This window comes from Rhizobium sp. TBD182, assembly GCF_001950375.1.
GTDB lineage: Bacteria > Pseudomonadota > Alphaproteobacteria > Rhizobiales > Rhizobiaceae > Agrobacterium > Agrobacterium tumefaciens.
Genome location: NZ_BDLN01000013.1, coordinates 31519 through 43876, shown reverse-complemented (window position 1 = coordinate 43876; position 12358 = coordinate 31519). Strand labels below are relative to the sequence as shown.

At 58.8% G+C, this 12358-nt stretch carries 12 protein-coding genes and 1 pseudogene; 2 read left to right on the top strand and 11 right to left on the bottom strand.

Annotated features, from left to right (window positions below):
* Positions 1 to 10 precede the first annotated feature (10 nt).
* From rbsK to T18_RS24550, 6 genes are all read right to left on the bottom strand, one after another.
* On the bottom strand, positions 11 to 949 hold the full coding sequence (rbsK, locus tag T18_RS24575) for a ribokinase (RefSeq protein WP_003517003.1): 939 nt from the start codon (positions 947 to 949) through the stop codon (positions 11 to 13).
* A 25-nt stretch (positions 950 to 974) separates the two neighbouring features.
* Positions 975 to 2057, bottom strand: coding sequence for an aldose 1-epimerase family protein (locus tag T18_RS24570; protein ID WP_038497577.1), 1083 nt, complete (start codon positions 2055 to 2057; stop codon positions 975 to 977).
* A 4-nt stretch (positions 2058 to 2061) separates the two neighbouring features.
* Positions 2062 to 3060, bottom strand: coding sequence for an ABC transporter permease (locus T18_RS24565; protein WP_003517006.1), 999 nt, complete (start codon positions 3058 to 3060; stop codon positions 2062 to 2064).
* Positions 3061 to 3074: 14 nt separating this feature from the next.
* On the bottom strand, positions 3075 to 4052 hold the full coding sequence (locus T18_RS24560) for an ABC transporter permease (protein WP_003517007.1): 978 nt from the start codon (positions 4050 to 4052) through the stop codon (positions 3075 to 3077).
* Between the two features lie 13 nt (positions 4053 to 4065).
* Positions 4066 to 5565 (bottom strand): sugar ABC transporter ATP-binding protein, encoded by a 1500-nt coding sequence (locus T18_RS24555; protein WP_003517010.1) that lies wholly within the window; start codon positions 5563 to 5565, stop codon positions 4066 to 4068.
* A gap of 71 nt (positions 5566 to 5636) precedes the next feature.
* On the bottom strand, positions 5637 to 6683 hold the full coding sequence (locus T18_RS24550; RefSeq protein ID WP_038497298.1) for an autoinducer 2 ABC transporter substrate-binding protein: 1047 nt from the start codon (positions 6681 to 6683) through the stop codon (positions 5637 to 5639).
* A gap of 338 nt (positions 6684 to 7021) precedes the next feature.
* Between T18_RS24550 and T18_RS24545 the strand changes: the two genes are divergently transcribed.
* Together T18_RS24545 and T18_RS24540 are read left to right on the top strand one after the other, a co-directional pair.
* Complete coding sequence (locus tag T18_RS24545; RefSeq protein WP_038497301.1) at positions 7022 to 7750, top strand: DeoR/GlpR family DNA-binding transcription regulator; 729 nt, start codon at positions 7022 to 7024, stop codon at positions 7748 to 7750.
* 292 nt (positions 7751 to 8042) lie between these two features.
* The gene (locus T18_RS24540; protein ID WP_038497304.1) at positions 8043 to 8675 is read left to right on the top strand and encodes a hypothetical protein; all 633 of its coding nucleotides are present in this window, start codon (positions 8043 to 8045) and stop codon (positions 8673 to 8675) included.
* A gap of 137 nt (positions 8676 to 8812) precedes the next feature.
* Here the strand turns inward: T18_RS24540 and T18_RS28090 are convergent.
* From T18_RS28090 to T18_RS28085, 5 genes and pseudogenes are all read right to left on the bottom strand, one after another.
* Positions 8813 to 8929: pseudogene (locus T18_RS28090) on the bottom strand (IS6 family transposase); the annotation flags it as partial.
* 54 nt (positions 8930 to 8983) lie between these two features.
* Complete coding sequence (locus T18_RS24530) at positions 8984 to 9787, bottom strand: ABC transporter ATP-binding protein (protein WP_046205679.1); 804 nt, start codon at positions 9785 to 9787, stop codon at positions 8984 to 8986.
* Positions 9784 to 10890, bottom strand: a complete 1107-nt coding sequence (locus tag T18_RS24525; RefSeq protein WP_236760446.1) for a FecCD family ABC transporter permease — start codon at positions 10888 to 10890, stop codon at positions 9784 to 9786. The genes T18_RS24530 and T18_RS24525 overlap by 4 nt, the downstream gene beginning before the upstream one ends.
* Positions 10887 to 11972, bottom strand: a complete 1086-nt coding sequence (locus T18_RS24520) for a FecCD family ABC transporter permease (RefSeq protein WP_038497307.1) — start codon at positions 11970 to 11972, stop codon at positions 10887 to 10889. The genes T18_RS24525 and T18_RS24520 overlap by 4 nt, the downstream gene beginning before the upstream one ends.
* Positions 11969 to 12358, bottom strand: a 390-nt coding sequence (locus T18_RS28085) for a siderophore-interacting protein (RefSeq protein WP_323455278.1), incomplete at its 5' end; no start/stop codon positions are given. The genes T18_RS24520 and T18_RS28085, both read right to left, overlap by 4 nt.

Here is a 12358-nt window from a genome sequence, read left to right as displayed (position 1 = left end):
ATTCTTCTGGTCAGGCTGCGGCATGGTCATGTTCGCGGCAGAATGCCTCGAACTCTTCGATGCTGGCATAAGCCTTCTGTGTTCCGGGACGGGTGATGGAATGCGCCGCATAGAGAGATGCCTTCTTCAGTGAGGACACGACCTCTCCCGTTTCGGCATAAAAGCGAGCAAAGGAGCCAATAAAGGCGTCGCCAGCGCCGGTGGTGTCTTTCGGCGTTACCTTGACGGGCTCGATATTGACGATCTCATCTGACGTAATTACGCGCGCGCCACGTCCGCCCAGCGTCACGATGACGGTACGGATACCGCGTGCGATCAGGGAACGGGCGGCAGTGATGATTGCTTCGTCGGTCTCGGTCGGCAAGCCGGACAGTAATGCCAGCTCGCTCTCGTTCGGAACGAGGAACGTTACCTGGCGAATACGCTCCGGATCGAGATTGGCAGCGGCGGGCGCAGGATTGAGGATCGTCTCGATACCGTTTTGGGCCGCAAGTTCGATGGTGTGATAGACTGTCTCAACCGGCACTTCCATCTGCATGAGGATCAGACCGCACTGTTTCAGATCGGCGGCCGCCTTGTCGACCTCTGCCGGCAGAAGATCGGCATTGGCGCCCTTGACGATGAGGATCGAATTCTCGCCCGACTGCTCGACGAAAATCGGCGCGACGCCACTGGACTTGCCGGCAACCTTCACCACGTGACGCGTATCCACGCCGAAGCTCTCGAGATTGCGAATGGTATTGTCGCCGAAGACATCGTCACCGACCCGGGTGACCATCATGACATCAGCGCCAAGACGCGCCGCAGCCACCGCCTGATTGGCGCCCTTGCCGCCGCAACCCATTTCGAAGGCGGGAGCTTCGAGCGTCTCGCCCGGTCCGGGCATACGGTTCACATAGGTGATAAGGTCGACCATGTTGGAGCCTACGACCCCGATTTTCTTGCTCATGCCGAAATTCCCTGGATATCCTGTTTCAAAGGGCGCTGATCCTGGCGCCGAACTGATCGGCGGCAGCGCAATCGAGATAGCCGAGCCGTACCGGAAACGCCCTGCGTTCGCCCGGTGCCAGGCTCTGCACGTTGTTCTTGGCCTTCTCCGCCAGATAGCCCTCCGGCTCGCAGGTCGACGGCAGGGCAAATGCGGCAACTTGCGAATCCCCATTGACCAGGATCCAGCGCACCGTCTTCGGGAAGGCGGCAAGCGGATAGGAGATGGCAAAGCCATCGCCCTCACGCCGCTGCATCATCAGATGCGTAAGCCCCTCGCCGTCCGTCGGCAGGCCGTTAATGTAAAACACCTGTTCGGGGTCGTAACGTTGCGGCTCGTTAAGCACTTCCATGGCTGAAGGCTGCTTTGCCAGCGTCTCCAGCAGGGAAAGATAATCGGGGTTTGGCGTCACATGGCCGGGCACGGCCGTGCGCACCTTCACCTGCTCCGGCGTATACGGCACGGGCTGAACGATGCGTGCACCTTCGGCATAGGCGAAGTTCACATGGCACATATACATGAGGTCCATGGGCGCTGATGACAGGTTCTGGATATCCATGACCATGTCAAAAAGCGTGTCTTCAGCGTGCAAAGTCACGCTGGGGCGGGCCAGATAATTGGCGCCGAAGCCCATGACATATTCAACTTCGCCTGTTACCCGAACATAGGCGCCGCGCGCGTCGTGGCCGACGACAAAACCGGCCTTGTCCATGGCGGCACAGGGCATTTCACCATGCAGGGGGTGATTGTCCTGCGGCGACGGGCAACCATTGCGCAGCATGCCACTGTGGAATGCAAAACACCCATAGGTCTCGACGATTGAACCTGCCGGTCGTGGCATGGCAAAGCGGCTTCCCATGGTCAGGTCGACGCCGTTGAACGCCACGCTCCAGATCATCTGACCCATGAAGGGCAAGATAACGATCCGGCCGTGGCGATTGTCTAACTGCAGCGCCTCGATGCCGGTAGGATACCGGAAGGCTGTAATCTGCAACCCGCCCGTTGCCGCCAGAAGATGCGGGACGTCTGTAAAGTCCTGCCTGCGGAGATGAAATTCCGTCGCCTGCATGAGATCACCTGCCGGGGTTGCGCCACGCATTGATGGCGATGACGAGAATGAGGAATGCCCCCCAGATGAAGTCGATAAGGTGGTTGGAGAACCGCATCATCTGGAAGCCGGAGGAAAGCAGCATGAGGGCGATCAGCGCGATGGCGATGCCAAGAACCCGCCCCTTTCCGCCTGCGGGATTGGTGCCGCCAAGTACCGCGATCAGCACCGCCTGCAACAGATAGGACGCACCGTAGTCGGATTTCGCTGCGTTGGTTCGGCCGGACAGAATGATCCCCGCCAGTGACGCCAGAACGCCGGTCAGCATGTAGGAATACAGCATCATGCGATCTTTGCGGATACCGGCAAACACCGCTGCCCGCGGATTGGTCCCGATCAGCATCAGGTTGATGCCAAGCGTCGAGCGCGTCAGCAGGATAGCCACGATGATGCACACGGCGACGAACAGCAGGAACGGAGTCGCGATGCCGAAGATTTTACCGTTACCGATCCAGTTCCATGCATCGGGAAAACCGACGATTGCCGGCCCGCCGGTCATCACCAGTGCCAGTCCCATCAAGACCTGGCCTGTGCCAAGCGTCGCAAGGATCGGCGTAATGCGCAGTTTCGCGACCAGCAGGCCGTTGACCAAACCGGCCAGCAAGCCGACTGCCATGGCGAGCAGGATGCCAAGACCGGTGTAGAACACCATGCCCGACGTAGAGGACTGCCCTGCCTGAACCATGGTGGAATGGAAATAGACGCCGGCGATGATACCCGCCAGATTGGCAATCCCCACCACGGAAAGATCGATGCCGCCGGTCAGCATGGCAATCATCATGGCGATGGAGAGGATCCCCAGTTCGGGCATGATATAGCTGATGGACTCGAAGTTGTAATAATTCAGGAACTTGCCGGGGTTCATCCAGGTCATCAGCGCGAAGACGATGACGGTGATCACAAGGAGCTGAAGGATGTTGTTGTCGTTGCCGAGAAGCCGGCGCATATCGAACGAATTTTTCATGATGCGCTCTCCCGCTACGCTATGCTTTTGCGATCGCGCCATGCGGTGATGGCGGTGGCGACGATGATGATCAGGCCGACAACGACGCGCTGCCAGGTGGTGTCCACCTTCATGATGATCAGTGAGTTTTTGACCATCACCAGCATGAACACGCCCATCAAGGTGCCGAGAACCGTGCCGCGTCCGCCAAAGATCGATGCCCCGCCCAGAACCACGGCCGCTATCACGTCGAGTTCGAGACCGACAAAGTCACGCGGGTTGGCAAGCCAGATCATCGATGAGTGCAGCAGCCCTGAGAAACCTGCCAGCGCACCGGCAACGCAATAGACAAAGAAGATCGTCGCGCCCGTATTGAAGCCAACGCGCTTGGCCGCTTCGGGCGAGCCGCCATAGGCATAAACACTGCGCCCGATCATGGTGTAGGTGAGGACGAGATGGATAACCAATGCCAGACCCATATAGACCACAAACATCGCGGTCAGGCCGAAAGTCGATCCCGTTGCCGACGTCAGCGAGATGACGTCGGTTTTGCCGAACCCGATCAGTTCCTTTGGCATCTTGTTGATGTTGACGATGCTGGTGCCGACGAGGCCGAGAACCAGACCGCGCACGATCGATCCGGTTCCAAGCGTCACGATCAGCGGGATCATCCTAAAACGGTGGATAATGAAACCGTTGAACGCACCAAGAGCCAGCCCAATCAGCGTTGCTGCAACGAAGGGAACGAGCACGCCGTCATAACCGAGATAGACCATTGCGCGCACAGTCAGATACATCGCTGCAATGGCAAAGGCCGTGAACGAAACATCGATACCGCCCGAAATCATCACCAGCAGGACGCCGAGCGCCATAATGCCGATCACGACATTGGAACGCAGCAGCCCGAAAATGTTGTCCAGCGACCAGAATGCCGGGTTGATAGTACCAATAATGACCATGGCCGCCAGCAAGACGCCGGCTATAATAAACTCTGTGCTTCTGAAGAATTTCATGTTTTGCCGTCCCTCAATTCAGCGTCTTGAGCCGGTCATTAACGGCGTCTTCGGTCATGCCTTCTCCGGACAATTCGTCAACGAAACGGCCGCGGTGCATAACCACCACGCGATTGCAGTTCTGCACCAGTTCCGGGACATCGTCGGAAATCATCAGCACGGACAGGCCTTCCTTTTCGGCCAGTTTGCGGATGATGTTATGAATCTGTGCTTTGGAACCAACATCGACACCGACGGTCGGGCCGTTCAGGATCAGCACTTTGGCGCCCGTCAGCAGCCAGCGGGCCAGAACCACGCGCTGTGCGTTGCCGCCGGACAGATGGTTGACCGGCGTGTGCGGTCCCGGCGCCACGATCTGCATGGCCGAGAACATATCGCGGGTCGTTTCGTCGGCCTTTTTACGATTGATGAAAAGACCGCGGACAAATTTCTCAATCGACGTGACAATGATATTGCGCTCGATCGATTGTGTCAGGAATAGCCCCTCGGTCAGGCGGTCCTCCGGAACATAGGCGACACCGCAGGCAATACCCTCCTGAACGGTCCTCGGGTGAACCTCGCGGCCTGCAAGGCGCACTGAACCTGTAAAGTCAGGGCGCATGCCAAACAGCGCCAGTGCAAGTTCGGTGCGACCCGAACCGATCAAGCCCGAAATACCGACGATTTCGCCCGGCCTCAGCGTCAGGTCGGCATTTTCCACCGAACCCGGAACCGAGAGATTGCGCACTTCCAGCACCGGCATGTCGGCGCCCTCCCGAGGAGCCCACTGGTAGCTGTGGGCGGTCAGTTCCTGCCCCGTCATCGCGCGTGTGATTGCCGGCTCGTCGAATTCGGCAATCGGTCCTTCGGCAACCTTCTTGCCGTTGCGGAAAACGGTCAGGCGCTCGCTGATTTCGAGCATCTCGCGCATCTTGTGGCTGACAAAGAGAACGGCAATGCCCTGCGCCTGAATATCGCGCACGATCTTGAACAGGGCATCGACCTCGTGGCGCGTTAGCGCCGTCGTCGGCTCATCCATGATGATCAGGCGCGCATCGGCCATGAGAGCGCGGGCGATCGCCACGATCTGCTTGCCCGACGTGGGCAGGCTTTCGACATCCGCATCAAGATCGATGCTCACGCCGAGGCGGTCCAACGCCTTTTGAGCCAGCTGACGAACCTGTCGCCAGTCGACCGTCTTGCGACCTTCCATCAGGAAGGTATTGATGGCCAGGTTTTCGGCCACCGTCAGGTTACCGAACAGCGAAAAATCCTGATAGATCACCTGAATACCGTGGTGAACGGATTTTACCGGATCGAGTTTGCCAACAGGCTTCCCGTCGATCAGAATCTCGCCGTCCTCGGGCGTGTAAACCCCGGACATGATTTTGATGACGGTGGATTTACCGGAACCGTTTTCACCGGCAAGGCAATGGATTTCTCCCGGGCGAATGCTCAGCGACACGTCGTCGAGCGCCTTCACGCCGCCAAACCGCTTGCCGATATGGCGCAGCTCGATCAGATTTTCAGTCATAATGGCCTCGTGCAAGGCTGGAAAACACGGGGTGTAAGGAGAGAGGGTTGCCCCTCCCTCCGTGGTTCGGATCAGAAGTCGTACTTGTCCATGTTTTCTTTGGTCACGCCGACCCAACCTGCGCCATAGAGCAGATGTGGCTTGGAGGCGTCAGGAACCAGCAGGCTTTCGTAACCGGGCAGGCCCATATTCAGGCCGGCCTTGATCTGCTCGTTCTTCTTCTCGAGAACCGCGACAGCCAGCATGTTCATGGCATAACCGGCAACGGCCGGATCCCAGAACTGAATGTACTGGATGTTATCGTTCTTGATGTATTCGCCGGCAACGGAAACCAGGCCCGTGCCCGAGAAGAAGACCTTGCCCGACAGACCGCCTTCGGCGATCAGGCGACCCGCGCCTGCCGATGTCGGCATCGGCGCGCCGAGAATACCGGTGATATCAGGATAGGCGGTCATCGCTTCCTTGAGTTTGGTATAGTCGGTATTGGCGTCGTCATAGGTTTCCAGCCGCTCGGTCGCCTGCGACATTTCCGGGAAGTTGGCCTTCTGGTACTCGACGGCGCCATCGATCCATTCCATCTGCGACTTGGACGTCAGACTGCCAACGGTGGCGACATATTTGCCCTTGCCGCCCATGGATTTGCCGAGCTCCTTCATCAGGTTCGCGCCATAGGCCTTGTTGTCGAAGGCTTCGATGTCGAAATCGACGTTCTGGATATTGGAAGCCTCATGGCTGATGACGACAATGCCGCGATCGCGGGCTTTCTTGAGCACCGGTTCCACCGCTTCCACCGAGAACGGCACGATGGCGATGGCGTCAACGCCCTGCGCGATGAGATTTTGAACAATCTGCACCTGGGCGGCGGCATCGGCCTGACTTGGGCCAACCATCCAGACATCGTTTCCGGTATCGCCCTTGAACTGCTCGACGCCATCGCGCATGCGGTCAAACCACGCGATGCCATCCACCTTCACGACGGTCGCAATGGTGTATTTCTTGCCACTCGCCGCGGTGATCAATTCCTTGTTGACCTTCGATGTATCGACGGCGCTCTGCGCAAAGACAGCCGACGCCGAAAGCGTGGCAGCAAGCGCGATGGTTGCGAAAATCTTGTTCACGGATAACTCCTCCCTTTGAAACTGCACTGTGCCGGACCTATTCCAGTCGCAGCACCCGACAATGGTCGATCCCTAACGCCGGTATCCGCTCCTCACGCGTCCGACGCCTCCTCATTCTCCCGGAAAAGGCTTCCTACGCCCCGGTAGATGGACCACGATGCGACCCAGAAACCTGTTGTCTTCCTCTCCCGATAATGCGAACTATTATGATACAATCCGATCATTATGTTTCGATCGTTTCATGTTTGTTGTTCTTCTGTCAAGCGTAGAGAGGGGCGATTGCAAGGAAACTAACACCGAAATATGAAGCGCAGGGACAAACGGAAAGCGGAGATAAGGTGAGCAGAATAAGTGCACACAATGCCAGGTTGGACGCACTGGCCGGGCTGGTTCAGGAAACGGGTGTCCTGAGGCTGCGGGACGCAGCGTCCCGGCTTGGCGTATCCGAAATTACCATTCGCCGCGACATTGCCGCCGACGGTCAGCGGCTTAGCTGTCTTGGCGGCTACATCATTCCGGTTCAGGATGGCGCCATCAGCAGCGACTATGTGCTGGAGCAGGAGAAGGACAGCCATGCAACTGCCAAGGCGCGCGCCTGCACGCAGGCGGCAGCTCTAATCGAACCATATGACACTGTATTCATCGATTGCGGAACGACGATGCCGCATCTGGCGCGGCAAATTCCGGCAAACGCCCATGTCACGGTCATCTGCTATTCCCTCAATGTTGCAGAGGAGCTGGCGAGCAGAAACGATGTCCGCCTGATCATGCTCGGGGGGGTCTATCATCCGGAAGCGGCTTCGTTTTCGGGTGATGAGGGTATCGAGGTGCTGAAGCGCATCAATATCAACAAGGCATTTTTGTCTGCCGGTGGCGTGGACGAACAGCATGGCGTCACCTGCTCACATTTTCATGAAGTGCCGATCAAGCAGATGGTTATGCAACGCTCGGTTCAAAAGCATCTGGTGGTGGACAGCAGTAAATTCAGAAAGGTGCGAGCCGCGCGCTACGCTGCCATAGGCGACTTCAACTCAGTTATTGCGGATCAGCCTTCACCCTGGGCTTGAGACAAACCGACAACGAGGGCTCCCAAATAAGCCTCGGGAGAGAGAGCTCAGCGATATCTTTCGCCCCACCAGGGCGAACTCCATTGCAGTATGGCCAGAAGCCGGCAGAACGCCCCTGCTGCTACACCATTCCTGCGCAGCTTGATGGAAGATTTAAGCAATATGAAGGGAGAGGAAAGATCGGCTGATGTTCATCAGACTTGCCTTCATGCCTCGTAGCAAGTTGGCAGAGTGCACGAGTGCTATCAATTAGCTGTTTGACTTGAACGCGTTGAAATACCATCTGTGCCAAATGCCGAAGCATGAAAAACATCACATCGAACTGATCAGGACATGGACCCTGCCGGCTACCGTGACAATGGGGTCGGCCGTTCGCGCCAAAGGCGTGCTTCAAGAAATACAGGCAAGGCTGCCCGCTAGTGTAAAAAAGTTGATCTCGCTCGAAGGAGTAGATCTCACACTGTCGATGGCGGCCAGTGAAAAGTCCGCCTTCAATGCAGCGGCGACCATCGTCACAAAAGTGGTGACGGAGGCCGCTGCACTGCCGGTAATCCCGCGCGAAATCGAGGACATCCTGACTATCAAGACGAGCGAGCGGCATCGTTGGCTTGCCGACGGTCGCTTGCCGAGCGGGGGGACGCGAACCGTCAGACTGAACGGGCGCGCACGTCAGATCACGTTTCATGTCTTCGACCCCAAGGTGGTCGAAGACCTTCTCGACCGCGGCGTTGTAGACGAATGGCGGGTGGAGGATGCAGAGGCGAAAGCCGAAAAGAGGCGGCGCACGGCATATCAGGCGAAGCTGACGCGGTCGCTCAAGAAGAAGGTTGCGAAGCGGCCAACGACGTCTGAAGATGGTTCCGATGATCCGGCCTTGAAGCTCGGCGGCTGGGAGGAGTTCGACGTGGACGGACTGCTTCGTTGAGCACTTTATGCCAGCGTCGCCTTAACTTGGTTCGTGCACAGGATGGCCACGGTGGGGGCTCGTTTATGCCGCGGTTGACAGGGTGATTTCGCTCCATGTGTTCATGGCGACGTTTGGCAGTTTGCGATGATCAGCAGTGCTGCGTCGTAGGATTTAAGCTTATCGGTGATCATGACACGCGGTGTGACGCATTTGCCCTTCCGGAGCTTTCGCATCGACTTCAAGGCCGTCTGCTTGTTCCGGCGGCTCTGAAGCGATTGAACACCCGAAGTTGGTGTAGCTTCTTCGCCTTGGAGAGAATCGAACCGTCACCGCCTGGCTTTCGGGACGATCAACGGTGTGCCTGAGACCGGATCGGGAATGATCATGCAGGGCAGGCCGAAGACGTCTTCAACCAACCGTTCGGTGATGATGGCGGGCGGAGGGCCATGTGCGATGATGGCGCCATCCCTCATGGCGATGATATTGGTGGCATAGCGGCAAGCAGGGTTGAGATCGTGCAGCACGGCGATGATCGTGCGACCGGCCGCGTTAAGCTCCTGACAAAGATCAAGCAGGTCAACCTGATGGGCGATATCCAAGAAAGTGGTTGGCTCGTCGAGGAGCAGGATCGGTGTTTCCTGTGCCAGCACCATGGCGATCCACACTCTCTGGCGCTGGCCGCCGGAAAGCTCCTCGACAAGACGGCTGGAAAGCTGCGTCGTCTGCGTCGCGGCCATTGCCGATGCGACCGCCGCTTCGTCCTCGCTCGACCATTGCCGGAAGAGGGATTGATGCGGATAGCGACCGCGAGCGACAAGCTCAGCGACGGTGATGCCGTCGGGGGCGATCGAGGTCTGTGGCAGGAGGCCAACCGCGCGGGCAAGCTGTTTTGCGGGGTAGCCGGCGAGCGCCTTTCCGTCGAGAATAACCTCGCCAGCTGAAGGCGTTAGCAGCCGCGACAGGGCACGCAGCAACGTGGACTTGCCGCAGCCATTGGGTCCAACGATAACGGTGAAGGAACCGTCCGGAATCACGACAGACAAATCCTCAGCGATGATCCGTTGGTTATAACGCAGCGTGGCATTGTGAACCTCAAGCCTTCCGCGTCGAGTATCCGGCCGATCTGTCATTGTCTTGCCTCACGGATCAGCAGCCAGAGAAAATAGAGCCCGCCGAGGCTGACGGTTATGACGCCGACCGGCAACTGCACACCGAATGCATGTTGGGCAACCCAGTCAGCGGCGATGAGCAGCAATCCGCCTGTGAGCGCCGACGGGATCAGCGTGGCGCCAACCGAGCGAGATAGGCGCCGGGCAATCTGGGGTGCGGCCAGAGAAACGAAGGCGATCGGCCCAGCCGCTGCCGTGACGATTGCCGTCAGCGCAACACCGCAGATCATCAGAAACAGGCGGAGACGGTTTACATGGATGCCGGACGCCGTTGCCGTCTCGTCGCCCAGTTCCAGCTGCAGCATCGGCCGCGTGATCACCAGAACAAACGGTATGATCGCCGCCAGCATCAGCAAGACCGGCCGGACCTGTTCGAAACCGAGACCATTCAGCGAACCCGCTGCCCAGATCGCCGCCGACATGGCAACCTTAAGATCGGCCTGGCGGATCATCCATGCATTCAGCGCACTAAGCATAGCCGATATCCCGATGCCGATGACGATCAGCCGGAAACTCTGGGCACCGCCCCGATAGGCCAGGAGATAGATAGCGGCTGCCGTGAAGATGCCACCGGCAAGGGCACCCGCCGCAGTCTCGTAATAACCGCCGGAACCAACGAAAATGACAACCAGCGCGCCGGTATAGGAGCCGGCGGAGAACCCGATAATATCCGGCGATCCCAGCGGGTTGCGCGTCAGCGACTGGAAGATCGCCCCGCTCAAACCAAGGGCGGCGCCAAGTAGAAAGGCAAGGAGCAGGCGCGGTAGCCGCCATTCCATCACGATCATCTTCATCGTATCGTCAGCGGTACCGAGGAGCGCCCTGAAAACATCGGCAAGCGGGACCGGAAACTTTCCGCTTGCTAGCGATGCGGCCCCGATCATCACTGTTAGCGACAGAAGGATCACACCAGCAACAAGGCTGCGTGGATCGAGCCGCATCGACAGCCGCCCGCCAAACAGCCTGAGCACGGCGATCCTGTGGCCGAAGTCGATTTGGCTGGAGCTTGAGACAGCAAGGCGATGAGCACCGGTCTTGGAAGGATCATGGTGATGTCCGCTCATAGGCCACTCGCCCGCTGGCGCCGGGCCAAAGCGATCAGCACCGGCGCCCCGATGAAAGCTGTGACGATCCCGGCTTCCAGTTCGCCGGGAAACAGCACCAGCCGCCCGGCAATATCGGCGGTCAAAAGAAGAATAGGCGAACAAAGGACGGTGAAGGCGATGATCCATCGCTGATCGGGTCCGCTGAGCCATCGTACCACATGCGGAACCATCAGCCCGATAAATCCGATCGGCCCTGCGGCTGCCGTCGCGGCGCCCGCCAGGAGAGTCACGGCGATTACTACGAGGATGCGGGTGTGCACCAGATTGACCCCGAGAGCGCGGGAGGGATCATCACCCAAGGCGACGGCATTGAGGGATGGTGCCACGCAGAGCGAGAGGACGAGCCCGCAGATGATGAACGGCGCCACCGTCAGCACGACATCCATATTGCGTCCGGAAAGCGAGCCGATCGACCAGACCCGCAGACCGTCGAAGGCGCGAGGATCAAGCAGCGTGATCGCAGAACCGATGCCACCGAGCACGGCGGAGAGCGCGACGCCGGACAGAACGAGCCGCGCCGGGCTCGCCCCATCGCGCCCGCGCGATCCGACCGCGTAGACCACTAGCGCCACGGCAATTGCGCCGAGAAACGCAAACCAGAGATAGCTGGAGATCGCGTGAAAGCCTAACAGCCCAACTGCCAGTGTCACGAAGAAGGCAGCGCCCGCATTTACACCGAGGATACCGGGATCGGCGAGCGGATTGCGAGTAACAGCTTGGATCAACGCACCGGAGACGCCGAACGCCGCACCACACAAGAGGCCAAGCAACGTTCGCGGCAGACGGTAATCGCGGATAATGATGTGTTCCGCAGATGCCGGGTCATAGGCGAACAGCGCATCGAAGCCGGTCGAGGGCGCAACGGCGCGTGCACCCGTCAGGAGGCTCGCGATACACAGCAGGATCAGGATGGTTGTGGACAGAGCAAACAGTACGGGCAGCCGCGACCGTAATCGCCAGGCATGCCCGCCTGACGGGTTTACAGCAGGCGGTCTGCCGATTGGATCGGTACCTGTCTGATCCACAGCTTGCGTGGTCATACGCGCGCCTGCCCCTCAATCCAGTAGCCGATCGCGTCGATCCGCGTCTTGTCGAAGCCGAGCCGGTCGCGAAAATGCTTGCGGCATTCGGAGGCTGCCCGTGCTTCGCCGGCGATGTAGATATAGCCCGGTCCTTCCGGCAAGCTGTCGATCGCCGAGGCGATCTGCGGCAGCTGCGTATAGCCGTCACGGTCGGCTCTTGGACCATGGGTCTCGTACCACTTGATCGAAACGTCGCCGTCACTGTTGATCACCTGGCGGTCGGCAGCCGATGGAATCTCGACATGCACGATGGCGCGCTCATTCGTGTCCAGTTCCTCCAAAATCCGACCGACTGCCGGAAGCCCCGTGATGTCGGTGACAAGCAGCATCCAGTCCGTATCTTC